This is a genomic window from Escherichia sp. MOD1-EC6162 (assembly GCF_002965125.1).
In the GTDB taxonomy this organism is placed as follows: domain Bacteria; phylum Pseudomonadota; class Gammaproteobacteria; order Enterobacterales; family Enterobacteriaceae; genus Escherichia; species Escherichia marmotae.
Genome location: NZ_PTSB01000006.1, coordinates 43,208 through 70,192, shown reverse-complemented (window position 1 = coordinate 70,192; position 26,985 = coordinate 43,208). Strand labels below are relative to the sequence as shown.

Annotated in this window: 28 protein-coding genes and 1 other RNA gene; 16 read left to right on the top strand and 13 right to left on the bottom strand. The window is 50.0% G+C overall.

All coding sequences use genetic code 11. The features are described 5' to 3' along the window. Nucleotides 1–7 precede the first annotated feature (7 nt). Nucleotides 8–1,579 (bottom strand): galactarate dehydratase, encoded by a 1,572-nt coding sequence (gene garD / locus A9587_RS07050; protein WP_085449304.1) that lies wholly within the window; start codon nucleotides 1,577–1,579, stop codon nucleotides 8–10. A gap of 372 nt (nucleotides 1,580–1,951) precedes the next feature. Between garD and garP the strand changes: the two genes are divergently transcribed. The 15 genes from garP to A9587_RS06965 all read left to right on the top strand — a co-directional run bounded on the left by garP (nucleotide 1,952) and on the right by A9587_RS06965 (nucleotide 20,090). Further along, nucleotides 1,952–3,286 (top strand): galactarate/glucarate/glycerate transporter GarP, encoded by a 1,335-nt coding sequence (gene garP, locus A9587_RS07045; RefSeq protein ID WP_000599621.1) that lies wholly within the window; start codon nucleotides 1,952–1,954, stop codon nucleotides 3,284–3,286. Nucleotides 3,287–3,301: 15 nt separating this feature from the next. Next, entirely contained in the window at nucleotides 3,302–4,072 is a 771-nt protein-coding gene (gene garL, locus A9587_RS07040) for a 2-dehydro-3-deoxyglucarate aldolase (RefSeq protein WP_001058055.1), read from the top strand. Nucleotides 4,073–4,101: 29 nt separating this feature from the next. Then, nucleotides 4,102–4,995: a 2-hydroxy-3-oxopropionate reductase gene (gene garR / locus A9587_RS07035; RefSeq protein ID WP_000178109.1), complete on the top strand. Its 894-nt coding sequence runs from the start codon at nucleotides 4,102–4,104 to the stop codon at nucleotides 4,993–4,995. A gap of 92 nt (nucleotides 4,996–5,087) precedes the next feature. After that, nucleotides 5,088–6,233 carry a glycerate 2-kinase gene (gene garK / locus A9587_RS07030; RefSeq protein ID WP_105224984.1) on the top strand — a complete coding sequence of 382 codons (1,146 nt, stop codon included), beginning with the start codon at nucleotides 5,088–5,090 and terminating at the stop codon, nucleotides 6,231–6,233. A 32-nt stretch (nucleotides 6,234–6,265) separates the two neighbouring features. Continuing rightward, nucleotides 6,266–6,642: RNase P RNA component class A (gene rnpB, locus A9587_RS07025), an RNA gene on the top strand. 1,007 nt (nucleotides 6,643–7,649) lie between these two features. Then, entirely contained in the window at nucleotides 7,650–8,588 is a 939-nt protein-coding gene (tdcA, locus tag A9587_RS07015) for a transcriptional regulator TdcA (RefSeq protein WP_000104220.1), read from the top strand. A gap of 98 nt (nucleotides 8,589–8,686) precedes the next feature. Beyond that, nucleotides 8,687–9,676, top strand: a complete 990-nt coding sequence (gene tdcB, locus A9587_RS07010) for a bifunctional threonine ammonia-lyase/L-serine ammonia-lyase TdcB (protein WP_000548354.1) — start codon at nucleotides 8,687–8,689, stop codon at nucleotides 9,674–9,676. 21 nt (nucleotides 9,677–9,697) lie between these two features. Then, nucleotides 9,698–11,029 carry a threonine/serine transporter TdcC gene (gene tdcC, locus A9587_RS07005; protein ID WP_000107717.1) on the top strand — a complete coding sequence of 444 codons (1,332 nt, stop codon included), beginning with the start codon at nucleotides 9,698–9,700 and terminating at the stop codon, nucleotides 11,027–11,029. A 25-nt stretch (nucleotides 11,030–11,054) separates the two neighbouring features. Next, complete coding sequence (gene tdcD, locus A9587_RS07000) at nucleotides 11,055–12,263, top strand: propionate kinase (protein WP_010379154.1); 1,209 nt, start codon at nucleotides 11,055–11,057, stop codon at nucleotides 12,261–12,263. A gap of 33 nt (nucleotides 12,264–12,296) precedes the next feature. Beyond that, complete coding sequence (tdcE, locus tag A9587_RS06995) at nucleotides 12,297–14,591, top strand: 2-ketobutyrate formate-lyase/pyruvate formate-lyase (protein ID WP_105263756.1); 2,295 nt, start codon at nucleotides 12,297–12,299, stop codon at nucleotides 14,589–14,591. A 13-nt stretch (nucleotides 14,592–14,604) separates the two neighbouring features. Then, complete coding sequence (locus A9587_RS06990; protein ID WP_000719985.1) at nucleotides 14,605–14,994, top strand: enamine/imine deaminase; 390 nt, start codon at nucleotides 14,605–14,607, stop codon at nucleotides 14,992–14,994. A 69-nt stretch (nucleotides 14,995–15,063) separates the two neighbouring features. Beyond that, nucleotides 15,064–16,428, top strand: coding sequence for an L-serine ammonia-lyase (gene tdcG / locus A9587_RS06985; RefSeq protein WP_000622150.1), 1,365 nt, complete (start codon nucleotides 15,064–15,066; stop codon nucleotides 16,426–16,428). Between the two features lie 277 nt (nucleotides 16,429–16,705). After that, entirely contained in the window at nucleotides 16,706–18,037 is a 1,332-nt protein-coding gene (locus tag A9587_RS06975) for an amino acid permease (RefSeq protein ID WP_000401606.1), read from the top strand. Nucleotides 18,038–18,064: 27 nt separating this feature from the next. After that, the gene (cyuA, locus tag A9587_RS06970; protein ID WP_105263757.1) at nucleotides 18,065–19,375 is read left to right on the top strand and encodes a cysteine desulfidase; all 1,311 of its coding nucleotides are present in this window, start codon (nucleotides 18,065–18,067) and stop codon (nucleotides 19,373–19,375) included. A 154-nt stretch (nucleotides 19,376–19,529) separates the two neighbouring features. Further along, nucleotides 19,530–20,090 carry a hypothetical protein gene (locus tag A9587_RS06965; protein WP_157943635.1) on the top strand — a complete coding sequence of 187 codons (561 nt, stop codon included), beginning with the start codon at nucleotides 19,530–19,532 and terminating at the stop codon, nucleotides 20,088–20,090. 39 nt (nucleotides 20,091–20,129) lie between these two features. Here A9587_RS06965 and yhaL read toward each other — a convergent pair whose 3' ends face one another. Next, nucleotides 20,130–20,294: a protein YhaL gene (yhaL, locus tag A9587_RS06960; RefSeq protein WP_105263787.1), complete on the bottom strand. Its 165-nt coding sequence runs from the start codon at nucleotides 20,292–20,294 to the stop codon at nucleotides 20,130–20,132. Between the two features lie 22 nt (nucleotides 20,295–20,316). After that, a complete protein-coding gene (locus A9587_RS06955; protein WP_000633605.1) occupies nucleotides 20,317–21,018 on the bottom strand; it encodes a pirin family protein in 702 nt (233 codons plus the stop codon). A 104-nt stretch (nucleotides 21,019–21,122) separates the two neighbouring features. Between A9587_RS06955 and yhaJ the strand changes: the two genes are divergently transcribed. Further along, nucleotides 21,123–22,019, top strand: coding sequence for a DNA-binding transcriptional regulator YhaJ (yhaJ, locus tag A9587_RS06950; RefSeq protein WP_001041020.1), 897 nt, complete (start codon nucleotides 21,123–21,125; stop codon nucleotides 22,017–22,019). A gap of 33 nt (nucleotides 22,020–22,052) precedes the next feature. Here the strand turns inward: yhaJ and A9587_RS06945 are convergent, their stop codons facing one another. The 10 genes from A9587_RS06945 to A9587_RS25635 all read right to left on the bottom strand — a co-directional run bounded on the left by A9587_RS06945 (nucleotide 22,053) and on the right by A9587_RS25635 (nucleotide 26,937). Further along, nucleotides 22,053–22,421 carry a DUF805 domain-containing protein gene (locus A9587_RS06945; protein WP_000384147.1) on the bottom strand — a complete coding sequence of 123 codons (369 nt, stop codon included), beginning with the start codon at nucleotides 22,419–22,421 and terminating at the stop codon, nucleotides 22,053–22,055. 121 nt (nucleotides 22,422–22,542) lie between these two features. Beyond that, a complete protein-coding gene (gene yqjG / locus A9587_RS06940; RefSeq protein WP_001517138.1) occupies nucleotides 22,543–23,529 on the bottom strand; it encodes a glutathionyl-hydroquinone reductase YqjG in 987 nt (328 codons plus the stop codon). A 69-nt stretch (nucleotides 23,530–23,598) separates the two neighbouring features. After that, nucleotides 23,599–23,991: a DoxX family protein gene (locus A9587_RS06935; protein ID WP_000732229.1), complete on the bottom strand. Its 393-nt coding sequence runs from the start codon at nucleotides 23,989–23,991 to the stop codon at nucleotides 23,599–23,601. 186 nt (nucleotides 23,992–24,177) lie between these two features. Continuing rightward, on the bottom strand, nucleotides 24,178–24,477 hold the full coding sequence (locus A9587_RS06930) for a YqjK-like family protein (protein ID WP_000015590.1): 300 nt from the start codon (nucleotides 24,475–24,477) through the stop codon (nucleotides 24,178–24,180). Beyond that, nucleotides 24,467–24,871: a phage holin family protein gene (locus A9587_RS06925; RefSeq protein ID WP_001517136.1), complete on the bottom strand. Its 405-nt coding sequence runs from the start codon at nucleotides 24,869–24,871 to the stop codon at nucleotides 24,467–24,469. Before A9587_RS06925 ends, A9587_RS06930 begins: the two co-directional genes overlap by 11 nt. 2 nt (nucleotides 24,872–24,873) lie before the next feature. Further along, nucleotides 24,874–25,179: a DUF883 family protein gene (locus A9587_RS06920; RefSeq protein ID WP_000031410.1), complete on the bottom strand. Its 306-nt coding sequence runs from the start codon at nucleotides 25,177–25,179 to the stop codon at nucleotides 24,874–24,876. Between the two features lie 37 nt (nucleotides 25,180–25,216). Beyond that, nucleotides 25,217–25,585: a DUF1090 family protein YqjC gene (yqjC, locus tag A9587_RS06915; RefSeq protein WP_010379140.1), complete on the bottom strand. Its 369-nt coding sequence runs from the start codon at nucleotides 25,583–25,585 to the stop codon at nucleotides 25,217–25,219. Between the two features lie 146 nt (nucleotides 25,586–25,731). Next, nucleotides 25,732–26,115 carry an EnvZ/OmpR regulon moderator MzrA gene (gene mzrA, locus A9587_RS06910; RefSeq protein ID WP_001166776.1) on the bottom strand — a complete coding sequence of 128 codons (384 nt, stop codon included), beginning with the start codon at nucleotides 26,113–26,115 and terminating at the stop codon, nucleotides 25,732–25,734. Between the two features lie 3 nt (nucleotides 26,116–26,118). Next, entirely contained in the window at nucleotides 26,119–26,781 is a 663-nt protein-coding gene (gene yqjA, locus A9587_RS06905; protein ID WP_000422149.1) for a DedA family general envelope maintenance protein YqjA, read from the bottom strand. A gap of 21 nt (nucleotides 26,782–26,802) precedes the next feature. Further along, complete coding sequence (locus A9587_RS25635) at nucleotides 26,803–26,937, bottom strand: hypothetical protein (protein ID WP_420842026.1); 135 nt, start codon at nucleotides 26,935–26,937, stop codon at nucleotides 26,803–26,805. Nucleotides 26,938–26,985: the final 48 nt, after the last annotated feature.

Genomic DNA, 26,985 nt, shown 5'->3' with positions numbered 1-26,985 from the left:
TGAGTTATCAAGTCACCGGTGCCGGGTTAAACACCGCCAGTTGGTTATGCAGTCCCCATTGGTCTGAGAAGGTTTTCTTCTTCCCGCTGGCAACGTCGAGAATAAAGTGGAACAGTTTCCAGCCCACCTCTTCAATCGTCTCTTCGCCGGTGGCGATGGTGCCCGCATTAATATCCATCAAATCAAACCAACGGTTCGCCAGTTCAGTGCGGGTTGCCATTTTAATGACCGGCACTGCCATCAGGCCGTAAGGTGTGCCGCGACCGGTCGTAAATACTTGAACGGTAATTCCTGAAGCCACCTGTTGGGTGCCACAGACAAAGTCGCTGGCTGGCGTCGCGGCGTAAATTAATCCACGTTTGGTCGGACGCTGCCCTGGCGACAGCACTTCTACAATCGCGCTTTTACCTGATTTGGCAATGGAGCCGAGAGCCTTCTCCACGACGTTTGCCAGACCGCCTTTTTTGTTTCCCGGCGAAGGGTTGGCGCTGCGGTCGGTTTTCCCCATATTGAGATAGTTGTCGTACCATTCCATCTCTTCCAGCAGACGCTTACCGACCTCTTCGTTAACGGCGCGCGGCGTCAGCAGATGAATGGCGTCGCGTACTTCCGTCACTTCCGAGAACATCACCGTTGCACCGCAGCGCACCAGCAGATCAGACGCATAGCCAACCGCCGGATTGGCTGTCACGCCAGAAAACGCATCGCTGCCGCCGCACTGCATACCAACAACCAGTTCTGAAGCCGGGCAGGTTTCTCGCTGACGTTGATTCAGCTTGTGCAGATGGCGTTCGGCAACCTGCAAAATATCCTCAACCATTGACTGAAAACCGACATGCTTTTCATCCTGCAAGCTGACAATACTGGCGCTTTCCAGTGGAATAGCCTGCACATCGTCCGTACCGACCAGCAGGCGCTCTGGTTGCAATTTCTCGCATCCGAGGCCAATCACCATCACCTCGCCGCCAAAGTTTGGGTTCAGCGAAATGTTGTGAATGGTTCGAATAGGCACCACCGCCGCTGGGGCATTAATCGCCACGCCACAGCCGTACAGGTGATTCAGCCCCACCACACCATCGACGTTCGGGTATTTCGGCAGCAGGTCGCGCTCAATAATTTTCACCACGTAATCGACGACGCCTGCCACACAATGCACGCTGGTCGTGATGCCGAGCAGGTTCTTGGTGCCCACACTGCCATCGGCATTGCGATAGCCTTCAAAGGTATAACCTTCCAGCGGAGGTAAAGGTTCCGGCACTTTGGTTGCCAGAGGCAAAGTATGTAAGGGGGGCGCTTCAGGCAGAACCACCATCGATTCATCGATCCAGCTTCCACGTGGGATGGCGCGCATGGCGTAACCAATCACTTCGCCATAACGAATAATTTCGCCATCAGCAGGAATGTCGACCAATGCGACTTTATGCCCCTGGGGAATATGCTCAATTAATTCCAGGCCGTCCGGAAAACGCGTTCCTGCTTTCAGGCCATTATCATTAACAATAATTGCCACATTATCTGTGTCATGAACTTTTATATAAAACGCAGTCGGCGTTTCTTGTCTTATTTCGATATTGGCCATTGTTCAATATTCTCCAGCCAGGGGGATATTAAAATGAGCATTAGATCTCATTTAAAAATAAATAACTTCATTAGGTGAAATAAGAATGTCAGGAGTTTAACGGTAGAAATGTGATCAATGTCAATCATTTCAGGGATTGCGACGCTATCCGGCAAGGCAAAGCGTAAATCTGTGCTTTAGCGCGCAATGTTATGTGCATATGCTCAAAATAATATTTAAATTACATTATTTAAGTTCGCATTTGCACAATGATTATTATTACCCCGCTGCTTATACTAATTTACGAGGCCATTGTCATAACTATATGAATGGAACTCATAAATAATACCTTCCCAATAATAAAAATCAACATAAGTACCCGAGGTAAATAAAATGATTCTGGACACCATTGAAGAAAAAAAGAAAAGCGTGCATACCCGCTATTTAATATTATTTATTATTTTTATTGTGACAGCCGTTAACTATGCCGACCGTGCAACGCTGTCGATTGCCGGTACTGAAGTAGCAAAAGAACTGCAATTAAGCACGGTTTCGATGGGGTACATTTTCTCCGCTTTTGGCTGGGCCTATCTGCTAATGCAAATCCCTGGCGGCTGGCTGCTGGATAAGTTTGGATCGAAGAAAGTTTACACTTACAGCCTCTTTTTCTGGTCGCTGTTTACCTTCCTGCAAGGCTTTGTCGATATGTTCCCTATTGCCTGGGCAGGGATCTCCATGTTCTTCATGCGCTTTATGTTGGGCTTCTCGGAAGCGCCGTCATTCCCGGCGAACGCCCGTATTGTTGCCGCCTGGTTCCCGACTAAAGAACGCGGAACAGCTTCCGCCATCTTTAACTCGGCGCAATATTTCTCGCTGGCGCTCTTTTCGCCGCTGCTTGGCTGGCTGACTTTCGCCTGGGGCTGGGAGCACGTCTTTACCGTTATGGGGGGGATTGGTTTTGTACTAACGGCGCTGTGGATTAAGTTGATTCATAACCCGACAGACCATCCGCGCATGTCTGCGGAAGAGTTGAAGTTTATCTCCGAAAATGGTGCGGTGGTCGATATGGATCACAAAAAGCCAGGCGGTGCGACAGCAAGCGGTCCTAAGCTGCATTACATCAAGCAATTGCTCTCTAACCGCATGATGCTGGGGGTATTTTTCGGGCAATATTTTATCAACACCATCACCTGGTTCTTCCTCACCTGGTTCCCGATTTATCTGGTACAGGAAAAGGGGATGTCGATTCTGAAAGTCGGCCTGGTTGCGTCGATTCCGGCATTGTGTGGATTTGCTGGCGGCGTGCTTGGGGGTGTCTTCTCGGATTATCTGATCAAACGCGGTTTGTCACTGACTCTGGCACGTAAGCTACCAATTGTGCTGGGAATGTTGCTGGCTTCCACCATCATCTTATGTAACTACACCAACAACACCACGCTGGTGGTCATGCTGATGGCGTTAGCCTTCTTTGGCAAAGGATTTGGCGCACTGGGCTGGCCGGTGGTTTCCGATACCGCACCGAAAGAGATTGTTGGCCTCTGCGGCGGCGTCTTTAACGTCTTTGGCAATGTCGCCTCCATTGTCACTCCACTGGTGATTGGTTATCTGGTTAGTGAACTGCATTCCTTCAATGCGGCGCTGGTATTTGTGGGATGTTCGGCGCTGATGGCAATGGTCTGCTACCTCTTCGTGGTTGGTGACATTAAACGTATGGAATTGCAGAAATAAGCAAAGGTATAAGCGATGAATAACGATATTTTCCCCAATAAGTTCAAAGCCGCGTTGGCTGCGAAACAGGTACAGATTGGCTGCTGGTCAGCACTTTCTAACCCGATCAGCACTGAAGTTCTTGGTTTGGCTGGCTTTGACTGGCTGGTGCTGGATGGCGAACATGCGCCAAACGATATTTCCACGTTCATCCCGCAGTTGATGGCGTTGAAAGGTAGCGCCAGTGCGCCAGTAGTGAGGGTGCCGACCAACGAACCGGTGATTATTAAGCGCCTGTTAGATATCGGTTTTTACAACTTCCTGATCCCCTTTGTCGAAACGGAAGAAGACGCGGTACAGGCGGTAGCATCAACGCGTTATCCACCAGAAGGTATTCGCGGCGTCTCCGTTTCTCACCGCGCCAATATGTTTGGCACCGTACCGGACTATTTCGCCCGGTCGAATAAGAACATCGCCATTCTGGCGCAAATCGAAAGCCAGCAGGGCGTCGATAACGTTGACGCCATCGCTGCGACCGAAGGCGTTGATGGCATTTTCGTTGGCCCCAGCGATCTGGCGGCGGCATTAGGTCATCTCGGCAATGCGTCACATCCGGAGGTACAAAAAGCGATTCAACATATTTTCAACCGCGCCAGCGCTTACGGTAAACCCAGTGGCATCCTCGCGCCAGTTGAAGCCGATGCACGCCGTTATCTGGAATGGGGTGCCACATTTGTCGCTGTCGGCAGCGACCTCGGTATTTTCCGCTCCGCCACGCAGAAACTGGCAGATGCCTTTAAAAAATAACGACCACCGCAACAAGAGAGATAATTGATATGACTATGAAAGTTGGTTTTATTGGCCTGGGTATTATGGGTAAACCAATGAGTAAAAACCTTCTGAAAGCAGGTTACTCGCTGGTGGTTTCTGACCGTAATCCAGAAGCTATCGCTGACGTGATTACCGCAGGCGCAGAAACCGCGTCTACGGCTAAAGCCATCGCTGAACAGTGCGATGTCATCATTACCATGCTGCCAAACTCTCCGCACGTGAAAGAGGTGGCGCTGGGGGAAAATGGCATCATTGAAGGTGCAAAACCAGGGACGGTATTAATCGATATGAGTTCAATCGCTCCGCTGGCAAGCCGTGAAATCAGCGAAGCACTGAAAGCGAAAGGTATTGATATGCTGGACGCCCCGGTGAGCGGCGGTGAACCGAAAGCCATCGATGGCACCCTGTCAGTGATGGTGGGTGGCGACAAAGCTATTTTCGACAAATACTATGACTTGATGAAAGCGATGGCGGGATCCGTTGTATATACCGGAGAAATCGGTGCAGGCAACGTCACCAAACTGGCAAACCAGGTCATTGTAGCGCTGAATATTGCGGCGATGTCAGAAGCGTTAACGCTGGCAACCAAAGCGGGCGTTAATCCTGATCTGGTTTATCAGGCGATTCGTGGTGGGCTGGCGGGAAGTACTGTACTCGATGCAAAAGCGCCGATGGTGATGGACAGGAATTTCAAGCCGGGCTTCCGTATCGATCTGCATATTAAGGATCTGGCAAATGCGCTGGATACCTCCCATGACGTTGGTGCGCAATTGCCGCTGACCGCAGTGGTCATGGAGATGATGCAGGCGCTGCGTGCCGATGGGCTGGGAACAGCAGACCACAGCGCTCTGGCGTGCTACTACGAAAAACTGGCGAAAGTCGAAGTCACTCGCGAGTGACTTCGTGCCCGGATGGCGTGGTGCAATCCGGGCTGGGAGCCAGGCCGAATAAGAGAAACGCCCTCCGGCGTCATGTGGTAACAGGCAAAGATATGAAAATCGTAATCGCCCCAGACTCTTACAAAGAAAGTTTATCTGCCAGCGAGGTTGCGCAGGCGATAGAAAAGGGATTTCGGGAAATTTTTCCTGATGCACACTATGTTTCTGTTCCCGTTGCTGATGGCGGTGAAGGAACGGTGGAAGCGATGATTGCTGCCACTCAGGGGGCCGAACGTCAAGCCTGGGTTACGGGGCCGCTGGGTGAGAAGGTGAATGCCTGTTGGGGGATCTCTGGCGACGGTAAAACCGCGTTTATTGAAATGGCGGCGGCCAGTGGGCTGGCGTTGGTTCCAGCGGAAAAGCGTGATCCGTTGGTGACCACTTCTCGTGGTACGGGTGAGTTAATCTTGCAGGCGCTGGAGAGCGGCGCAACCACTATTATTATCGGCATTGGCGGCAGTGCTACCAATGATGGCGGCGCGGGAATGGTGCAGGCGCTGGGAGCGAAGTTAAGCGATGCCAGTGGTAATGAAATCGGCTTTGGCGGCGGCAGCCTCAATACCCTGAATACCATTGATATCTCTGGCCTTGATCCACGCTTAAAGGATTGTACGATTCGCGTCGCCTGCGATGTCACCAATCCGCTGGTAGGCGACAGCGGCGCGTCACGTATCTTTGGCCCGCAGAAAGGGGCTAATGAAGCCACGATTGTTGAGCTGGACAAGAATCTCTCTCACTATGCTGATGTCATCAAAAAATCGCTGTATGTTGATGTGAAAGACGTCCCCGGATCTGGTGCTGCGGGCGGTATGGGGGCGGCGCTAATGGCGTTTCTTGGTGCAGAGCTAAAGAGCGGCATTGAGATTGTGACTACGGCGTTGAATCTGGAAGAACATATTCACGATTGTACGTTGGTGATCACCGGAGAAGGGCGCATTGATAGCCAGAGTATCCACGGCAAAGTACCGATTGGCGTAGCGAATGTCGCGAAGAAATATCATAAACCGGTAATTGGTATTGCAGGGAGTCTGACGAAGGATGTCGGCGTTGTGCATCAGCACGGCATCGATGCCGTATTCAGCGTGTTGAACAGCATTGTTACCCTGGATGAAGCTTTCAGCGGGGCTTATGACAATATTTACCGCGCTTCACGCAATATCGCCGCCACACTGGCGATTGGAATGCGCAGTGCGGGGTGACAAGGGCGTGCAAACCCTCTATACTTCGCGCCGAAGCTGACCAGACAGTCGCCGCTTCGTCGTCGTCCTCTTCGGGGGAGACGGGCGGAGGGGAGGAAAGTCCGGGCTCCATAGGGCAGGGTGCCAGGTAACGCCTGGGGGGGAAACCCACGACCAGTGCAACAGAGAGCAAACCGCCGATGGCCCACGCAAGTGGGATCAGGTAAGGGTGAAAGGGTGCGGTAAGAGCGCACCGCGCGGCTGGTAACAGTCCGTGGCACGGTAAACTCCACCCGGAGCAAGGCCAAATAGGGGTTCATAAGGTACGGCCCGTACTGAACCCGGGTAGGCTGCTTGAGCCAGTGAGCGATTGCTGGCCTAGATGAATGACTGTCCACGACAGAACCCGGCTTATCGGTCAGTTTCACCTGATTTAACAAAGCCCGTCAGTGCAAGCTGGCGGGTTTTTGCTTTTTTGGGAGGGCGGGAAGATGAATGACTGTCCACGACGCTATACCCAAAAGAACGCGGCTTATCGGTCAGTTTCACCTGATTTAACAAAGCCCGTCAGTGCAAGCTGGCGGGTTTTTGCTTTTTGGGGCGGGCAGGAAGATGAATGACTGTCCACGACGCTATACCCAAAAGAACGCGGCTTATCGGTCAGTTTCACCTGATTTAACAAAGCCCGTCAGTGCAAGCTGGCGGGTTTTTTCTTTTTGGGGCGGGCGGGAAGATGAATGACTGTCCACGACGCTATACCCAAAAGAACGCGGCCTGTTGGTTTAATATAAACACTCTTTTTAGCCATCCTGTGGTCTATGCTGATAACTTACTTCGAATAGCAATTATTAGTTTTGTGATCCTCAACACAAAATGCTATTCGGTAACCGTAAAACAAGAATAAATCATGGGAAACGATTGCGTTCACAAAATGACGTCCTGCCATTGAGAGGAAAAATGACGTTAATAAATTGTTTTGTTTGTTTAATATATGTTTGTTAGGTTTTAAGCTTTTGCTATAATCAATGTTTCATCTTCAACAAATGGCGCAAAAAAATGTGATGTGCCGCATTATTTATCTATGAAAACGATTTGTTTATAATAAAATTTGATAACTTGCTCATTAAATTTAACTTAAAATTCGTCTGCGAAATACACGGTAATTGATTGAAATATCGTCTAAGCGCATTTTCTAATAAGAAAAATCAAGCGTGTTGTTATCGCCATAAAATATGGTTATCCCCCCTTGTTTTTTTGATAAAAGTCAGGCTTTGTGTTGATTTTTATTGTCTAACTCATTGATATTAAATGGATATATCGCTTTAAGGATTTACCTGGAAAACTATTGAAAGTTAATTTGTGAGTGGTCGCACATATCCTGTTCATTCCATTTTGATACAATTCATTCCGTCAATGAGGTAATTAACGCAGGTTGTTATGAGCACTATTCTTCTTCCTAAAACGCAACACCTGGTAGTCTTTCAGGAAGTCATCAGAAGTGGCTCTATTGGATCGGCTGCAAAAGAATTAGGGTTAACTCAACCAGCGGTAAGTAAAATCATTAACGATATTGAAGATTATTTTGGCGTTGAATTAGTCGTTCGGAAAAATACCGGCGTAACGCTGACGCCTGCTGGTCAATTGTTGCTCTCTCGTTCCGAATCCATTACCCGCGAAATGAAAAATATGGTTAATGAGATTAGCGGTATGTCCACTGAGGCTGTAGTGGAAGTCTCATTTGGTTTTCCATCGCTGATTGGCTTTACCTTTATGTCCGGGATGATCAACAAATTCAAAGAGGTGTTCCCGAAAGCGCAGGTCTCAATGTATGAAGCGCAACTGTCTTCGTTCTTACCGGCTATCCGCGATGGGCGCCTGGATTTTGCGATAGGTACGTTAAGTGCAGAAATGAAGCTTCAGGATTTGCATGTTGAGCCGCTGTTCGAATCAGAATTCGTGCTGGTTGCCGGTAAGTCCCGAACATGCACCGGCACCACCACGCTGGAGTCTTTGAAGAACGAACAGTGGGTGTTGCCACAAACGAATATGGGATACTACAGCGAGCTACTCACCACGCTACAAAGAAATGGCATCAGTATTGAAAACATCGTTAAAACCGACTCGGTCGTCACCATTTATAATCTTGTTCTCAATGCTGATTTCTTAACCGTTATTCCCTGCGATATGACTTCACCTTTTGGTTCTAATCAATTTATTACTATTCCGGTTGAGGAAACGTTGCCGGTGGCACGATATGCCGCAGTATGGTCAAAAAATTATCGTATCAAAAAAGCAGCATCAGTTTTGGTGGAGTTAGCTAAAGAGTATTCATCTTATAATGGGTGTCGACGAAGGCAATTAATAGAAGTTGGTTAGTTATTTGTTTTTTATTTAAACATGAATAATCCACCTGTATTTTTACAGGTGTTGGTTACGGTTACCTACAAATTTAATTCAGGCGAAGAGGTTTTATAATGCATATTACATACGATCTGCCGGTTGCTATTGATGACATTATTGAAGCAAAACAACGTCTGGCTGGGCGAATTTATAAAACAGGCATGCCTCGCTCTAACTACTTTAGTGAACGTTGCAAAGGTGAAATATTCCTGAAGTTTGAAAACATGCAGCGTACTGGTTCATTTAAAATTCGAGGTGCATTTAATAAATTAAGCTCCTTAACCGATGCCGAGAAACGCAAGGGGGTAGTGGCCTGTTCGGCGGGCAACCATGCACAAGGGGTTTCGCTTTCCTGTGCGATGCTGGGGATTGATGGTAAAGTCGTGATGCCGAAAGGTGCGCCAAAATCCAAAGTTGCGGCAACGTGTGACTACTCCGCTGAAGTCGTACTGCATGGCGATAACTTCAACGATACCATCGCCAAAGTAAGTGAAATTGTCGAAACGGAAGGTCGCATCTTTATTCCCCCTTATGATGATCCGAAAGTCATTGCCGGCCAGGGAACGATTGGTCTGGAAATTATGGAAGATCTCTATGATGTCGATAACGTAATTGTACCAATTGGCGGTGGTGGTTTAATTGCCGGTATTGCAGTGGCGATTAAATCTATTAACCCAACTATCCGTGTTATTGGTGTGCAGTCAGAAAACGTTCACGGTATGGCGGCTTCTTTCCACTCGGGAGAAATAACCACGCACCGAACTACCGGCACCCTGGCGGATGGTTGTGATGTCGCTCGCCCGGGTAATTTAACTTACGAAATCGTTCGTGAATTAGTCGATGATATCGTGCTGGTTAGCGAAGACGAAATCAGAAACAGTATGATTGCCTTAATTCAGCGCAATAAAGTCGTCACCGAAGGCGCGGGCGCTCTGGCATGTGCTGCATTATTAAGCGGTAAATTAGACCAATATATTCAAAACAGAAAAACCGTCAGTATTATTTCCGGCGGTAATATCGATCTTTCCCGCGTCTCTCAAATCACCGGTTTCGTTGGCGCTTAATTAATTCGTTGAGGATAGGATATGAGTACTTCAGATAGCATTGTATCCAGCCAGACAAAACAATCGTCATGGCGTAAATCAGATACCACATGGACGTTAGGTTTGTTTGGCACGGCAATCGGCGCCGGGGTGCTGTTCTTCCCTATCCGCGCAGGTTTTGGCGGACTAATTCCGATTCTGCTGATGTTGGTATTGGCATACCCAATCGCGTTTTATTGTCACCGGGCGCTGGCGCGTCTGTGCCTTTCCGGCTCTAACCCTTCCGGCAACATTACGGAAACGGTGGAAGAGCATTTTGGTAAAACCGGCGGCGTGGTCATTACTTTCCTGTATTTCTTCGCGATTTGCCCACTGCTGTGGATTTATGGCGTTACCATTACCAACACCTTTATGACTTTCTGGGAAAACCAGCTCGGCTTTGCGCCACTGAATCGCGGCTTTGTGGCGTTGTTCCTGCTGCTGTTGATGGCCTTCGTCATCTGGTTTGGTAAGGATCTGATGGTTAAAGTAATGAGCTACCTAGTATGGCCGTTTATCGCCAGCCTGGTGCTGATTTCTCTGTCGCTGATCCCTTACTGGAACTCTGCGGTTATCGATCAAGTTGATCTCGGTGCGCTGTCGTTAACGGGTCATGATGGCATTCTGATCACCGTCTGGTTGGGGATTTCCATTATGGTCTTCTCCTTTAACTTCTCGCCAATCGTCTCTTCCTTCGTGGTTTCTAAACGTGAAGAGTATGAGAAAGATTTTGGACGCGACTTCACCGAGCGTAAATGTTCACAAATTATCTCTCGTGCCAGCATGTTGATGGTTGCGGTAGTGATGTTCTTCGCCTTTAGCTGCCTGTTTACACTTTCTCCGGCGAATATGGCGGAAGCGAAAGCGCAGAATATTCCGGTACTTTCTTATCTGGCTAACCACTTTGCGTCCATGACCGGCACCAAAACGACGTTCGCTATTACGCTGGAATATGCGGCTTCCATCATCGCACTGGTGGCTATCTTCAAATCTTTCTTCGGTCACTATTTGGGGACGCTGGAAGGTCTGAACGGTCTGATTCTGAAGTTCGGTTATAAAGGTGACAAAACCAAAGTGTCGCTGGGTAAACTGAATACTATCAGCATGATCTTCATCATGGGCTCTACCTGGGTTGTCGCCTACGCCAACCCGAACATTCTGGACCTGATTGAAGCGATGGGTGCGCCGATTATTGCCTCACTGCTGTGCCTGTTGCCGATGTACGCCATTCGTAAAGCGCCGTCTCTGGCGAAATACCGTGGTCGTCTGGATAACGTGTTTGTCACCGTGATTGGTCTGCTGACCATCCTGAACATCGTATACAAACTGTTTTAATCTGTAACTCAGGATGAGAAAAGAGATGAATGAATATCCGGTTGTTTTAGTTATTAACTGTGGTTCGTCTTCAATTAAGTTTTCTGTGCTGGATACCTCAGACTGTGAAGTATTAATGTCAGGTATTGCCGATGGTATTAACTCGGAAAATGCATTCTTATCCGTAAATGGAGGAGAGCCAGCACCGCTGGCTCACCACAGCTACGAAGGTGCATTGAAGGCAATTGCATTTGAACTGGAAAAACGGAATTTAAATGACAGAGTGGCCTTAATTGGCCACCGTATCGCCCACGGCGGCAGTATTTTTACCGAGTCCGCCATTATTACCGATGAGGTCATTGATAATATCCGCCGTGTTTCCCCGCTTGCGCCGCTGCATAATTACGCCAATTTAAGTGGTATTGAATCGGCACAGCAATTATTTCCAGGTGTAACTCAGGTGGCGGTATTTGATACCAGCTTCCATCAGACAATGGCTCCAGAGGCTTATTTATATGGCCTGCCGTGGAAATATTACGAAGAGCTTGGCGTGCGTCGTTATGGCTTCCACGGAACCTCGCACCGCTACGTTTCTCAGCGCGCCTATTCGCTGCTGGATCTGGCGGAAGATGACTCCGGTCTGGTGGTCGCGCATCTTGGCAATGGTGCATCTATCTGTGCAGTTCGCAATGGTCAGAGCGTGGATACCTCAATGGGAATGACGCCGCTGGAAGGGTTGATGATGGGCACGCGCAGTGGTGATGTTGACTTCGGTGCGATGTCCTGGGTGGCGAGTCAAACCAACCAGAGCCTGGGCGACCTGGAACGCGTGGTAAATAAAGAGTCGGGATTATTAGGTATTTCCGGTCTTTCTTCCGACTTGCGCGTACTGGAAAAAGCCTGGCATGAAGGCCATGAGCGTGCACAACTGGCAATTAAAACCTTTGTTCACCGAATTGCCCGCCATATTGCCGGACACGCTGCCTCATTACATCGCCTGGATGGAATTATATTCACCGGTGGAATAGGGGAGAACTCAAGTTTAATTCGTCGTTTGGTTATGGAACATTTAGCTGTATTAGGAGTAGAGATTGATACAGAAATGAATAATCGATCTAACTCTTACGGTGAACGAATTATTTCCAGTGAAAATGCGAGCGTAATTTGCGCCGTTATTCCGACCAACGAAGAAAAAATGATTGCCTTAGATGCGATTCATTTAGGCAAAGTAAACGCCCCCGCAGAATTTGCATAATTTAGTTGAAGTATTGTAGAGAGATTATTTTTCATGAAGGTAGATATCGATACCAGCGATAAGCTGTACGCCGACGCATGGCTTGGCTTTAAAGGTACGGACTGGAAAAACGAAATTAATGTCCGCGATTTTATTCAACACAACTATACACCTTATGAAGGGGATGAATCTTTCCTTGCCGAAGCAACGCCTGCAACCACGGCGTTGTGGGAAAAAGTAATGGAGGGCATTCGTATCGAAAACGCGACTCACGCGCCGTTAGATTTCGATACCAATATTGCCACCACCATTACCGCTCATGATGCGGGATATATTGATCAGCCGCTGGAAAAAATAGTGGGTCTGCAAACGGATGCGCCGTTAAAACGCGCGCTGCATCCGTTCGGTGGCATTAATATGATTAAAAGTTCATTCCACGCGTATGGCCGTGAAATGGACAGCGAATTTGAGTACATCTTTACCGATCTGCGTAAAACCCATAACCAGGGTGTATTTGATGTTTATTCACCGGATATGCTGCGCTGCCGTAAATCTGGGGTACTGACCGGTTTGCCGGACGGTTATGGTCGCGGACGTATTATCGGAGACTATCGCCGCGTGGCGTTGTACGGCATCAGCTATCTGGTGCGTGAACGCGAACTGCAATTTGCCGATCTTCAGTCTCGTCTGGAAAAAGGCGAAGATCTGGAAGCCACTATCCGTCTGCGTGAAGAACTGGCAGAACATCGTCGTGCGCTGTTACAGATTCAGGAAATGGCAGCGAAATATGGCTTTGACATTTCCCGTCCGGCGCAAAATGCGCAGGAAGCGGTGCAATGGCTCTATTTCGCCTACCTGGCGGCGGTGAAATCGCAAAACGGTGGTGCGATGTCTCTTGGTCGTACCGCGTCGTTCCTCGATATCTACATTGAACGCGACTTTAAAGCCGGTGTGCTCAATGAGCAGCAGGCGCAGGAACTGATCGACCACTTCATTATGAAGATCCGCATGGTGCGCTTCTTGCGTACACCAGAATTTGATTCGCTGTTCTCCGGCGATCCAATCTGGGCTACGGAAGTGATCGGCGGGATGGGGCTGGATGGCCGCACACTGGTGACCAAAAACTCCTTCCGTTATCTGCATACCCTGCACACTATGGGGCCAGCACCGGAACCTAACCTGACTATTCTGTGGTCGGAGGCGCTGCCGATTGCCTTCAAAAAATATGCGGCGCAAGTGTCTATCGTCACCTCTTCCTTGCAGTATGAAAACGACGATCTGATGCGCACTGACTTCAACAGCGATGATTACGCGATTGCCTGCTGCGTCAGCCCAATGGTGATTGGTAAGCAGATGCAGTTCTTCGGCGCACGCGCTAACCTGGCGAAAACATTGCTGTATGCAATCAACGGCGGGATGGACGAGAAGCTGAAGATTCAGGTGGGCCCGAAAATGGCTCCGCTGATGGACGACGTGCTGGACTACGACAAAGTGATGGATAACCTCGACCACTTCATGGACTGGCTGGCGGTGCAGTACATCAGCGCGCTGAACCTCATCCACTACATGCATGACAAGTACAGCTACGAAGCCTCGCTGATGGCACTGCACGATCGTGATGTTTATCGCACGATGGCATGCGGGATTGCTGGCTTGTCGGTGGCGACGGACTCCTTGTCCGCAATTAAATATGCTCGCGTGAAACCGATTCGTGACGAAAACGGTCTGGCGGTGGACTTCGAAATTGACGGTGAATATCCGCAGTACGGCAACAACGACGGGCGCGTAGACAGTATTGCCTGCGACCTGGTTGAACGCTTTATGAAGAAAATTAAAGCGCTACCAACCTATCGTAACGCCGTGCCGACCCAGTCGATTCTGACGATCACCTCAAACGTCGTGTATGGACAGAAGACCGGTAACACGCCGGACGGTCGTCGTGCGGGTACTCCGTTTGCCCCTGGCGCTAACCCGATGCACGGTCGTGACCGCAAAGGGGCCGTGGCTTCGCTGACCTCTGTGGCGAAACTGCCGTTCACCTACGCCAAAGACGGTATTTCGTACACCTTCTCAATTGTCCCTGCGGCGTTGGGCAAAGAAGATCCGGTACGCAAAACCAACCTTGTCGGTCTGCTGGATGGCTATTTCCACCACGAAGCGGATATCGAAGGCGGTCAACATCTCAACGTCAACGTTATGAACCGGGAAATGTTGTTGGATGCCATCGAGCACCCGGAAAAATACCCTAACCTGACAATCCGTGTCTCTGGCTACGCTGTGCGCTTCAACGCGCTGACCCGTGAACAGCAACAGGATGTGATTTCACGTACCTTTACCCAGGCGCTCTGACGCCGGAGGATGTATGAAAAAAATTATCGAAACGCAACGTGCCCCGGGTGCAATCGGCCCTTATGTTCAGGGTGTGGATTTAGGCAGCATGGTCTTCACTTCCGGGCAAATTCCGGTTTGCCCGCAGAGCGGCGAGATCCCGGCTGATGTGAAAGATCAGGCACGTTTAAGCCTGCAAAACGTCAAAGAGATTGTTGTCGCTGCCGGTTTGTCCGTGGGCGATATCGTCAAGATGACGGTATTTATCACCGATCTGAACGACTTCGCCACCATCAATGAAGTCTATAAGCAGTTCTTTGATGAGCATCAGGCGACCTACCCGACCCGTAGCTGCGTGCAGGTCGCGCGTTTGCCGAAAGATGTGAAGCTGGAAATCGAAGCTATCGCAGTACGTAGCGTGTAAAGCCCGGAGTGGGGCGGCCGCAGAGTCGTCCCACTCCTCTTCACAGAGTGGCAATCCGAGAGTGTGGTTATGATTAGTGCATTCGATATTTTCAAAATTGGTATTGGTCCCTCCAGTTCGCATACCGTGGGGCCAATGAATGCTGGAAAAAGTTTTATCGATCGGCTGGTAAGTAGTGGTTTATTAACCGCAACGAGCCACATTGTGGTCGATCTTTACGGGTCGTTGTCACTGACGGGCAAAGGCCATGCCACGGATATCGCTATCATCATGGGACTGGCAGGGAACAGTCCGCAGGATGTTGTTATTGATGAGATCCCTGCATTTATTGAACTTGTGACGCGCAGTAGTCGACTCCCGGTGGCGGCAGGCGCACATGTGGTTGATTTTCCTGTAGCAAAAAACATTATTTTTCATCCGGAAATGTTGCCGCGTCATGAGAACGGAATGCGGATTACTGCCTGGAAAGGGCAGAAAGAACTCTTAAGCAAAACCTATTATTCTGTCGGCGGCGGTTTTATTGTTGAAGACGAACACTTCGGCCTGACGCATGATGTCGAAATGCCAGTACCTTATGACTTCCATTCGGCAGGCGAACTGCTGAAAATGTGTGATTACAATGGGCTGTCTATTTCTGGTCTGATGATGCAAAACGAACTGGCGTTGCGCAGCAAAGCGGAAATTGACGCTGGTTTTGCGCGTATCTGGCAGGTGATGTCTGACGGTATTGAACGCGGCATGAACACCGAAGGCGTATTGCCTGGCCCGCTCAATGTCCCACGCCGGTCGGTGGCGCTGCGCCGCTTGCTGCTTTCTAGTGACAATATCTCTAACGATCCAATGAATGTGATCGACTGGATCAATATGTTTGCTCTGGCGGTCAGTGAAGAAAACGCCGCTGGTGGACGTGTAGTGACGGCACCCACTAACGGCGCTTGCGGTATTATTCCGGCGGTGCTGGCCTATTACGATAAATTCCGCCGTCCGCTCAATGAGCGCTCTATCGCTCGTTTTCTACTGGCGGCTGGTGCTATCGGCGCGCTATATAAAATGAATGCCTCCATTTCCGGTGCGGAAGTGGGGTGTCAGGGGGAAATTGGCGTGGCCTGTTCGATGGCAGCGGCAGGGCTAACCGAACTGCTGGGCGGTAGCCCGGCTCAGGTGTGTAATGCGGCGGAAATCGCCATGGAGCATAACCTTGGGCTGACCTGCGATCCGGTAGCCGGGCAGGTGCAAATTCCGTGTATTGAGCGGAATGCGATTAATGCCGTGAAAGCGGTGAACGCAGCGCGGATGGCGATGCAGCGTACCTCTGCACCACGTGTTTCGCTCGATAAAGTGATCGAGACGATGTATGAGACTGGCAAAGATATGAACGATAAATACCGCGAAACTTCACGCGGAGGACTGGCTATTAAAGTGGTCTGCGGCTGACATTGTTGTCAGCTTTCATCCTTGGGTGCACAAAATGTGCACCCTTTTTTATTGTGATCTGCCGCAAATAGAGAATAACCATTTCCTATTTATCGATTTGGTAGAAAATTATTATCCATCACCGTTATTTCAAAGTCTTGATTGTGAAGATTTTCTCTGACCTCACGCGTATCATTTCTTTATTCTAATAACTCGCCTGCAAAAACGTAGACCGCATATCGCCTTGATGCGGCTCGGAAAAAAATAATAAGCCCTACAAAATATTGAGCGAGAAATTATGGAAATTGCATCGAATAAAGGCGTTATTGCAGACGCTTCGACCCCGGCGGGTCGTGCTGGAATGAGCGAAAGTGAGTGGCGTGAAGCAATCAAATTCGACAGTACCGACACCGGTTGGGTGATTATGAGTATTGGGATGGCGATTGGCGCGGGGATTGTTTTTCTCCCGGTGCAGGTCGGTTTGATGGGATTGTGGGTATTTTTGCTCTCATCAGTGATTGGTTACCCGGCAATGTATCTGTTTCAGCGGTTGTTTATTAATACGCTGGCCGAATCGCCGGAGTGTAAAGATTATCCGAGCGTCATCAGTGGCTATTTAGGCAAAAACTGGGGCATCCTGTTAGGTGCACTTTATTTCGTGATGCTGGTGATCTGGATGTTCGTCTATTCCACCGCCATCACCAACGATAGTGCCTCCTATCTGCATACTTTTGGCGTGACCGAAAGCGTGCTGTCAGACAATCCGTTTTATGGACTGGTACTGATTTGTATTCTGGTGGCGATCTCCTCACGCGGCGAGAAACTGTTATTCAAAATTTCAACCGGCATGGTGCTGACCAAACTGTTGGTAGTCGCGGCATTAGGCGTGTCGATGGTCGGAATGTGGCATCTGTATAACGTGGGTTCGCTGCCGCCGCTGGGGCTGCTGGTGAAAAACGCGATTATTACGCTGCCGTTTACTCTGACCTCAATCCTGTTTATTCAGACTTTAAGCCCGATGGTGATTTCCTATCGCTCGCGGGAAAAATCGATTGAAGTGGCGCGACATAAAGCGCTACGGGCAATGAACATTGCATTTGGCATTTTGTTCGTCACTGTCTTTTTCTATGCCGTGTCGTTCACCCTGGCGATGGGACATGACGAAGCGGTAAAAGCCTATGAGCAGAATATTTCTGCCCTGGCGATTGCCGCGCAGTTTATTAGCGGTGATGGCGCAGCATGGGTAAAAGTGGTCAGCGTCATTCTCAATATCTTTGCCGTAATGACCGCGTTCTTTGGCGTCTATTTAGGCTTTCGCGAAGCCACGCAAGGGATAGTAATGAACATCCTGCGCCGCAAGATACCAGCCGAGAAGATTAACGAAAATCTCGTCCAGCGCGGCATCATGATTTTCGCTATTTTACTGGCCTGGAGCGCCATCGTACTGAACGCGCCGGTGTTGAGCTTCACCTCTATCTGTAGCCCGATTTTCGGCATGGTGGGGTGCCTGATCCCGGCGTGGCTGGTTTACAAAGTACCGGCATTGCACAAATACAAAGGTGCCTCTCTGTACCTGATTATCGTCACCGGTTTGTTGCTCTGTGTTTCACCGTTCCTGGCATTTTCTTGATTTACCTGAAATTTTAAGGTTTTTATTATGTTTAATTCGACTTTAAATCCGTTATGGCAGCGTTACATCCTCGCAGTACAGGAGGAGGTAAAACCGGCGCTGGGATGTACTGAACCTATTTCACTGGCGCTGGCAGCGGCGGTTGCTGCGGCAGAACTGGAAGGTCCGGTTGAACGTGTAGAAGCCTGGGTTTCGCCAAATCTGATGAAGAACGGTCTGGGGGTCACCGTTCCCGGTACGGGAATGGTGGGGCTGCCGATTGCAGCGGCGCTGGGAGCGTTAGGCGGAAATGCCAAAGCTGGGCTGGAAGTGCTGAAAGATGCGACAGCACAGGCGATTGCCGATGCCAAAGCGTTGCTGGCGGCGGGAAAAGTGTCGGTTAAGATCCAGGAGCCTTGCGATGAAATCCTCTTCTCTCGCGCCAAAGTCTGGAGTGGTGAGAAGTGGGCTTGTGTCACCATCGTCGGCGGACATACCAACATTGTGCATATTGAGACGCACAATGGCGTGGTGTTTACTCAGCAGGCGTGTGTGGCCGGGGGCGAGCAAGAGTCGCCGCTGGCGGTGCTGTCTAATACGACGCTGGCAGAGATCCTGAAGTTCGTCAATGAAGTGCCGTTTGAGGCGATTCGCTTTATTCTCGATTCTGCGAAGTTAAATTGCGCATTATCGCAGGAAGGTTTAAGCGGTAACTGGGGGTTGCATATTGGCGCGACGCTGGAAAAACAGTGTGCACGCGGTTTGCTGGCGAAAGATCTCTCTTCGTCAATTGTGATTCGTACCAGCGCGGCATCTGATGCGCGTATGGGCGGCGCAACGCTTCCGGCGATGAGTAACTCGGGTTCTGGTAATCAGGGGATCACCGCGACAATGCCTGTGGTAGTGGTAGCGGAACACTTCGGTGCTGATGATGAGCGTCTGGCGCGCGCGTTGATGCTTTCGCATTTGAGCGCGATTTACATCCATAACCAGTTGCCGCGATTGTCTGCGCTGTGTGCTGCAACGACGGCTGCAATGGGGGCCGCCGCCGGGATGGCATGGCTGGTGGATGGGCGTTATGAAACGATCTCAATGGCGATCAGCAGTATGATCGGTGATGTTAGCGGTATGATTTGCGATGGCGCATCGAACAGTTGTGCTATGAAGGTTTCGACCAGTGCTTCGGCAGCATGGAAAGCGGTGTTAATGGCGCTGGATGATACTGCCGTGACCGGCAATGAAGGCATTGTGGCGCATGATGTTGAGCAGTCGATTGCCAATCTGTGTGCGCTGGCAAGCCATTCGATGCAGCAAACGGATCGGCAGATTATCGAGATTATGGCGAGCAAGGCCAGATAAGCGCCGGATTTCGGATGTCATACCTGATGCTGGATGCGATGCTGGTGCATCTTATCCGGCCTGCGGATTGTGCAATTGGTTGGTTTTGTTGGGTTTTGTACCCGGTGCCGGATGCGATGCTGGCGCATCTTATCCGGCCTGCGGATTGTGCAATTTGTTGGTTTTGTTGGGTTTTGTACCCGGTGCCGGATGCGATGCTGGCGCATCTTATCCGGCCTACGGGTTGTGCAATTTGTTGGTTTTGTTGGGTTTTGTACCCGGTGCCGGATGCGATGCTGGCGCATCTTATCCGGCCTACGGGTTGTGCAATTTGTTGGTTTTGTTGGGTTTTGTACCCGGTGCCGGATGCGATGCTGGTGCATCTTATCCGGCCTACGGATTGTGCAATTTGTTGGTTTTGTTGGGTTTTGTACCTGATGCCGGATGCGATGCTGGCGCATCTTATCCGGCCTGCGGGTTGTGCAATTTGTTGGTTTTGTTGGGTTTTGTACCCGGTGCCGGATGCGATGCAGGTGCATCTTATCCGGCCTACGGGTTGTGCAATTTGTTGGTTTTGTTGGGTTTTGTACCCGGTGCTGGATGCGATGCTGGCGCATCTTATCCGGCCTGCGGATTGTGCAATTTGTTGGTTTTGTTGGGTTTTGTACCCGGTGCTGGATGCGATGCTGGCGCATCTTATCCGGCCTACGGATTGTGCAATTTGTTGGTTTTGTAGGCCGGATAAGGCGTTTACGCCGCATCCGGCAACCTGTCTTTACGAGGTAGCTTCATCCTCGGCTAACCGCGTTTCAGCATCAGCGACTATCGCTTCCAGCTCACTCAACATCTCTTCATAGCCAAAGTTTTTAGTAGCGCGGGTGGCTTCTTTCGCCACTACGGACTTCACTTGTTGACGTTTCTTCGTCGATTTTTTACTCACCATCTTCTCCCTGTAAAAACAACTAGACGGGTAAATCTATCAGCAAAGCGCGCAGTGGGGAATCGGCAACCAGCGTAATGTTAGTCTCGTCACGAATAAACGCCCCGTCGCCGCAGCTCAGCGCCGCTTTCTCTTCGTTGTGCGTAATCGCATGAAACTGACCGTGAATCGATTGCAAATAGGCACGCGGGCCGTGTAGTTGAAAGCTCGCACTTTCGTTCTTATCGAGCACGATATGATGCAGCCACACCTGCTGGCGCAGTTGCAGGCTACCCTTCGCGCCATCGGGCGAGGCGATTAATTGCTGCTTATCCATATTAAGCGCCAGTTTTTGAATCAGCGGATTCTCCCGCTGTGGACAAGCGTCCAACCAAAGCTGCATCCGCGTTAACGATTTGTCCTTGCTGATGTTATGTTCGCTATAACTCACGCCCGGCTGAGTAGAAAGCAATAAGGCTTCACCAGCGCTGGCTTGAACATGATTGCCTTCACTGTCGCGGTATTCTGCTTCTCCATCCAGAATCACATTCAAAATATCGACTTTTGGGTAGGTTCGCGGCTGGAAGGCGGCACCTGGGGTCAGCACTTCCTGGTTAAGTACACGCAGGGAGGCATAGCCTAACAATGTAGGGTCGAAGTAGTGTCCAAAGGAAAAAGTATACCGGGCCTGCAACCATCCGTAGTCTGCTTGTCCACACTGTCTGGCAGTTCGGGTAGTAATCATAATTCTTGACCTCTCTTTACTTCCTTTTATGGTAAGGGGCTGGACGCTACATTGTTAGCCAGATATTCTGCCCGGTATGTTCAAATTTCCTGAATGAGAACGACATGGCCAAAGAAAGGGCATTAACGCTGGAAGCACTGCGTGTTATGGATGCTATTGATCGCCGTGGCAGTTTTGCGGCAGCAGCAGATGAGCTGGGACGCGTGCCTTCTGCGCTTAGCTACACCATGCAAAAACTGGAAGAAGAGCTGGATGTGGTGCTGTTTGACCGCTCGGGGCATCGGACAAAATTCACCAATGTCGGGCGTATGTTGCTGGAGCGGGGACGTGTTCTGCTGGAGGCAGCAGATAAACTGACTACTGATGCCGAAGCCCTCGCGCGCGGTTGGGAAACACATCTCACTATTGTGACCGAGGCGCTGGTGCCGACATCGGCCTTTTTCCCGCTAATCGACAAACTGGCGGCGAAAGCCAATACCCAACTGGCAATCATCACCGAGGTGCTGGCGGGGGCGTGGGAGCGACTGGAGCAGGGCCGGGCAGATATTGTTATCGCGCCGGATATGCATTTTCGTTCTTCGTCGGAGATCAACTCGCGCAAGCTCTATACCTTAATGAATGTCTACGTCGCCGCGCCGAATCACCCGATTCATCAGGAGCCGGAGCCGCTTTCGGAGGTTACGCGTGTGAAATATCGTGGGATCGCGGTGGCAGATACCGCCCGTGAGCGTCCGGTATTGACGGTGCAGTTGCTGGACAAACAGCCGCGCTTAACGGTCAGCACCATTGAAGATAAACGGCAGGCGTTACTGGCGGGGCTTGGCGTGGCAACCATGCCGTACCCGATGGTCGAAAAAGATATTGCTGAAGGGCGGTTGCGTGTAGTCAGCCCGGAATCGACCAGCGAAATCGATATTATTATGGCCTGGCGTCGCGACAGTATGGGGGAGGCAAAATCCTGGTGTTTGCGAGAAATCCCTAAATTGTTTACGGCAAAATAATCCATTAAGCACCTTTTGCAAGGTGCTTAATTATTATTCTTGTTCCAGTTTTGGGTCTGGCCCAAACCGGTTTTCACCTGGTGTACCCGCCTGGCAGTTAAACACGATGATAATCAGCCAGCCGATAACCGGGATTAAGAACAGTAGCACCCACCATGCCGAGCGGTCGGTGTCGTGCAGGCGACGGAACTGAACCGCCCACCACGGTAAAAACACCAGAATGCCATAGATGGTCGTCAGAATGCCCTCGCCACCGGCGCGTTGCCAGCCTAACATTTTGTCCAGCAGCCCCAGCACGAACGTAAAGATGATGTTGACCAGAATAAACATCCAGTACTCTTTGCGCCGCGCACGTCCCCGGAAACCGACATAATTTTTCAGTACTTTCAGATACCAGTCCATTTTTGCCTCAATTTTGCTCAATCACTTGTTTTTAAAGCAGCAAATTAAGAATAGACATGAATGAAATTACAGTAAATATTAACTTGATGAATTAATAAGGCATCGTGAAGGGTACCTTTGTTTAGCTGAAGCGAACATCCCGCCCGTGTGGTTCATCGAGATCCTGCCACGGACCAATCGAAATAATCCCGGTGGGATTGATGGTCTTATGGCTGCGGAAGTAGTGATTACGGATATGATCGAAATTGACAGTTTCGGCAATCCCCGGCATCTGGTAGATATCGCGCAGGAAGCCGTACAGGTTCAGGTAATCGCTGATGCGGTGCTTATCGCACTTGAAGTGGGTGACATACACCGGATCAAAACGGATCAATGTGGTCCACAGGCGAATATCGGCTTCGGTGAGCTGGTTACCTGTCAGGAAGCGATGCTGCCCTAAGATCTGTTCCAGGCGCGCCAGTGATTCAAATACTTTTACTACTGCTTCGTCATAGGCCTGTTGGCTGGTGGCGAAACCGGCCTTATAGACGCCATTGTTAACGGTGTCGTAAATCCAGTCATTGAGTTCGTCAATTTTCGTTTGCAGTGCAGGCGGGTAGTAATCACCAGCTTTCGCACCCAGCGCATCAAAAGCGGTATTGAACATGCGGATGATTTCCGCTGATTCGTTGCTGACGATGGTGTGATTCTTTTTGTCCCACAGCACGGGAACGGTGACACGACCGCTATAGTGCGGATCGGCATGAAGGTAAAGCTGATACAGAAACTCGTGTTGATAGAGCGTGTCGCCGGTTGCACCTGGAAAACTGTCATCAAAGGTCCAGCCATTTTCCAGCATCAGTGGGTTCACCACGGAAACAGAGATGAACGGTTCCAGACCTTTGAGTTTACGCATAATCAGCGTGCGGTGTGCCCACGGGCAGGCGAGTGAAACATAGAGATGGTAGCGGTTTTTTTCTGCGACAAAACCACCTTTGCCAGTCGGCCCAGGCGCGCCATCGGCAGTGAGCCAGTTACGAAATGCGGAAGCTGAACGTTGAAATTTACCGCCGGTGGATTTTGTGTCGTACCAGGTGTCATGCCAGACACCGTCAATCAGTTGACCCATTTTTCTCTCCTCCAATAGCAAAAACGAGGAGCTTCCTCCTCGTTTTTTATCGTTAAGTATAGCCTGTGCTTACCACTTTTTATTCAGCAGGCGGTCGATGCTATATGCGCCCGGACCGGTAATCGCCAGAAGCAGGTATCCACCAGAAATAGTCATATTTTTCATAAACATTAGCGAGTTCATGCCTTCGGCAAAGTTGCTGTGAAATAAAAATGCCGTCAACAGTGTAAAGCCAGCGGTAAACAGTGCGGTGGTACGCGTCAGGAAACCGAACAGGATTGCCAGACCGCCACCGAACTCAAGCAGGATCACCAGCGGCAGCATAAAGCCCGGGACACCCATCGCTTCCATGTATTGTTGCGTGCCTGCATAACCGGTAATTTTCCCCCAACCTGCGCTAATAAACAGAATTGGCATTAAAATACGCGCTACCAGTACACCAACATCTTCTAATTTTTTCATCTTACTCTCCACTGCGCCACTCAGGCCGCTGATTGTTTTTTTCTGCAAGAGCGCGGTATTAGCGTCGTTGCTGTCGATGGAGAGAAGCATAAACGTAGTGAATGGTGATTGTTAGCAAGGAAAACTGTCAAAAATTTTCAAAAAATTTGAGGGATAAGGCCGGAATGACTCCGGCCAGAGAGGTAATTAACCGCGAAGCTGCTGCTGATTAATCGTACTTTTAACCAGACGCCAGGCACTCCAGACGCCAAAACCGCGTCTGGCCCAGCGAACCAGCATATTCGGATGGCGAATTGTCCAGATAGCCATCACGCTGCTGCCAACCAGCGCCCAGGAGCGCAAACTCAACAGCATATTCCAGCGACGATCGTAAGCGCCTGTTGCCTCCAGCCAGTCACGACGACTGGCGGAAAGATCCAGCCGTTGTTGCTGGATCTGGCTAAGTAGCTGTGCCTTGCGGCGTTCACGTTCGACTTTACCGCTCACGGGACTCCTCCTCGAGCAGTTGCCGATCGTTCGCCAGTTCATGGCGCGTATGGCGCAACAGGGTCGATTTCCGCGACTTGCGTAATGTCCAGATACCGCCAATCAGCGCTAAAAGGAACAACACCACGGTGGTGGCAATCATTGCATTCAGGCGATATTGCGGATCAATCGCCCAGATAATCAGCACCATCAGGCTCATAAGACCAAATGCAGCAAAAAGCATCGTCAGACCCAGCATCAGTAATAACTGAAAGATATTGGCTTTTTCTTCTTCCAGTTCAACCACCGCCAGCCGCAGACGTGTCTCCACCATTTCAACCATGATAGTGACAATTCGCTGCCCGATGCCCAGAACGCTTTTACCGGGCCCTTGCGCGTGCTGAGTGTCCGCCATAATTAACGACGAGACAGTAGAACGCCCAACACTACACCGACGGCAGCGCCAATGCCTACGCCTGTCCACGGATTTTCACGCACGTATTCATCGGCACGTGCCGCCGCTTCACGGGTCTGTTTGGCAATTGCATCACCGGTTTCACCCAGACGGTAACGGCTCTGTTTCAGTGCCTGCTCCGCTTTGCTGCGAATCTTACTCAACTCTTCTTTCGACTTCTCTCCTGAAGCGCTTAGTACTTCTTCCAGCGTATCAGACAGGGATTTCAACTCAGCACGCAGATGTTCCGTAGTGTGTTCTTTCGACATAGTTTTCTCCAGGTGAGTAAGTAGTGACTATTGTGGATTAGTAGGCGCGCGCTTCCAGCTTTTTCAGCTCTTCCTGCGCTTCTGCCAGTTTCCGTTCGCGTTTGGCAATCTTATCCGCATCGCCTTTTTGTTTGGCCTCGGCTAAATCATGTTTGCGTTCCGCTACCTCATCTCTCTGCTTTGCGATTTTCTTCTGATGATCGGCTCGCAGTTGGCTATCTGAACAATTGGCCCGTACTTCTCTAAGGGCTTTGTTCAGGCCGTTGATACGATTCTGGTTTTGGTGTTTTTCAGCATAGCTGATCTCCTTAAGGATATTTTGCTCCTTTTCCTGACAAAGAGTAGTGGCATAACTACTGACACTAAGAGCAAAAAGAGAAACAGCTAAAGCGATGCGGTATTTCATTCTTGAACCTTCCATTGTGACTCGGACCCATTACAGAGGAACGATTGTCCAGACAACGAAGCGGTAGTGTTAACCACCGCCTCATTAATCATAGACAGTAACAGTGAAATCACCAAAGTGAGTGATATGTTTCGGATAACAGGAAGTTATCCGAAGCGATGAGAGTTATCTCGCAGCCGGGTCAGCCACTGCATAGCCTGACTATTATTGTCCTGCTGTGCAATGATGTAGCCATGAGGCAATGTTCTGTCGAGAACAGCTTTTGCGGCGGCACTCTGGTCGCTGGAATCAAATGTAATCAGTAGAGTGTCATTCTTGGGAGTGATGCTTTTGAAAGGAATGCCGTGAGCGTCAAGGTGATGCCAGATGGAAAAACCGTCTGGCATCGTCGTGCCTTGATGAACGGCACGGATCGCCAGCGTTGAATCTTGCTGACGAACCGCGGACCAGGCCAGCAGCAGCGTGCCGACCAGCAGTAAAGCAGCGCCGGACCAGACTAGCTGACGAAGCGACATGCGAGGTATTTGCATCCCTTACCCCCGATTTCCATATTTCTTTTTCCATAACACAACCAAAGAACCTGCCAGACCAAACACCAGCAGTACCACCGGGAGCAGCATCAGGCATGACATGAGCTGATCCTCATACTTCAAAAATACCGGCGTTTTGCCGAGCATGTATCCTAAGGTTGTCAGGATCAACACCCACAGCAGACCGCTCATCCAGTTGAAGAACTGAAAACGGGCATTATTCAGCCCTGACAACCCGGCAATAGTCGGCAGTAATGTTCTGACAAACGCAATAAAGCGGCCAATCAGCAACGCGGATAAACCGTGTTTGTGAAAAAGATGATGTGCGCGTTGGTGATAGTGCGCGGGTAAATGGGAAAGCCAGTTTTGCACGGTGCGGGTATTGCCCAGCCATCGCCCCTGTATGTAACTGACCCAGCAGCCAAGGCTGGCGGCAACGGTCAGTAACAGAATCGTTTGCGGATACCCCATCGCGCCTTTAGCAATCAATACACCGACCAACACCAGTAAGCTGTCGCCCGGTAAAAAGGCTGCCGGAAGCAAGCCGTTTTCAAGGAACAAAATTACAAACAAGACAAAATACAACATGCCAATCATCGATGGATTGGCCAGCGTTTCAAAATCCTGCGCCCACAGGGCTTGCAGTAATTGGGTCAAAAGTTCCATTCATTATTCCTGGTGAATCGGTTAACGCCACGCCGGTTTTAAATGATGCACTCCCGCCAGGTTATTACTGTTTTTGTATGGATTGCGGGTCGGGACACCAACACGGCCTGAACTATTCCCTGTTAAAACGTGAGATAAGAAAACATTTAATAGCATAAATTCAAATTGAATCTAATTGTAACAAAGGTCAACGTTGTTCGTTAT

What these genes read in the sequence shown, in the direction of transcription:
- garD (WP_085449304.1), bottom strand. Translation starts at nt 1,579, where the DNA reads ATGGCCAATATCGAAATAAGACAAGAAACGCCGACTGCGTTTTATATA.
- garP (WP_000599621.1), top strand. Translation starts at nt 1,952, where the DNA reads ATGATTCTGGACACCATTGAAGAAAAAAAGAAAAGCGTGCATACCCGC.
- garL (WP_001058055.1), top strand. Translation starts at nt 3,302, where the DNA reads ATGAATAACGATATTTTCCCCAATAAGTTCAAAGCCGCGTTGGCTGCG.
- garR (WP_000178109.1), top strand. Translation starts at nt 4,102, where the DNA reads ATGACTATGAAAGTTGGTTTTATTGGCCTGGGTATTATGGGTAAACCA.
- garK (WP_105224984.1), top strand. Translation starts at nt 5,088, where the DNA reads ATGAAAATCGTAATCGCCCCAGACTCTTACAAAGAAAGTTTATCTGCC.
- tdcA (WP_000104220.1), top strand. Translation starts at nt 7,650, where the DNA reads ATGAGCACTATTCTTCTTCCTAAAACGCAACACCTGGTAGTCTTTCAG.
- tdcB (WP_000548354.1), top strand. Translation starts at nt 8,687, where the DNA reads ATGCATATTACATACGATCTGCCGGTTGCTATTGATGACATTATTGAA.
- tdcC (WP_000107717.1), top strand. Translation starts at nt 9,698, where the DNA reads ATGAGTACTTCAGATAGCATTGTATCCAGCCAGACAAAACAATCGTCA.
- tdcD (WP_010379154.1), top strand. Translation starts at nt 11,055, where the DNA reads ATGAATGAATATCCGGTTGTTTTAGTTATTAACTGTGGTTCGTCTTCA.
- tdcE (WP_105263756.1), top strand. Translation starts at nt 12,297, where the DNA reads ATGAAGGTAGATATCGATACCAGCGATAAGCTGTACGCCGACGCATGG.
- A9587_RS06990 (WP_000719985.1), top strand. Translation starts at nt 14,605, where the DNA reads ATGAAAAAAATTATCGAAACGCAACGTGCCCCGGGTGCAATCGGCCCT.
- tdcG (WP_000622150.1), top strand. Translation starts at nt 15,064, where the DNA reads ATGATTAGTGCATTCGATATTTTCAAAATTGGTATTGGTCCCTCCAGT.
- A9587_RS06975 (WP_000401606.1), top strand. Translation starts at nt 16,706, where the DNA reads ATGGAAATTGCATCGAATAAAGGCGTTATTGCAGACGCTTCGACCCCG.
- cyuA (WP_105263757.1), top strand. Translation starts at nt 18,065, where the DNA reads ATGTTTAATTCGACTTTAAATCCGTTATGGCAGCGTTACATCCTCGCA.
- A9587_RS06955 (WP_000633605.1), bottom strand. Translation starts at nt 21,018, where the DNA reads ATGATTACTACCCGAACTGCCAGACAGTGTGGACAAGCAGACTACGGA.
- yhaJ (WP_001041020.1), top strand. Translation starts at nt 21,123, where the DNA reads ATGGCCAAAGAAAGGGCATTAACGCTGGAAGCACTGCGTGTTATGGAT.
- A9587_RS06945 (WP_000384147.1), bottom strand. Translation starts at nt 22,421, where the DNA reads ATGGACTGGTATCTGAAAGTACTGAAAAATTATGTCGGTTTCCGGGGA.
- yqjG (WP_001517138.1), bottom strand. Translation starts at nt 23,529, where the DNA reads ATGGGTCAACTGATTGACGGTGTCTGGCATGACACCTGGTACGACACA.
- A9587_RS06935 (WP_000732229.1), bottom strand. Translation starts at nt 23,991, where the DNA reads ATGAAAAAATTAGAAGATGTTGGTGTACTGGTAGCGCGTATTTTAATG.
- A9587_RS06925 (WP_001517136.1), bottom strand. Translation starts at nt 24,871, where the DNA reads ATGGCGGACACTCAGCACGCGCAAGGGCCCGGTAAAAGCGTTCTGGGC.
- A9587_RS06920 (WP_000031410.1), bottom strand. Translation starts at nt 25,179, where the DNA reads ATGTCGAAAGAACACACTACGGAACATCTGCGTGCTGAGTTGAAATCC.
- yqjC (WP_010379140.1), bottom strand. Translation starts at nt 25,585, where the DNA reads ATGAAATACCGCATCGCTTTAGCTGTTTCTCTTTTTGCTCTTAGTGTC.
- mzrA (WP_001166776.1), bottom strand. Translation starts at nt 26,115, where the DNA reads ATGCAAATACCTCGCATGTCGCTTCGTCAGCTAGTCTGGTCCGGCGCT.
- yqjA (WP_000422149.1), bottom strand. Translation starts at nt 26,781, where the DNA reads ATGGAACTTTTGACCCAATTACTGCAAGCCCTGTGGGCGCAGGATTTT.
- A9587_RS25635 (WP_420842026.1), bottom strand. Translation starts at nt 26,937, where the DNA reads ATGCTATTAAATGTTTTCTTATCTCACGTTTTAACAGGGAATAGTTCA.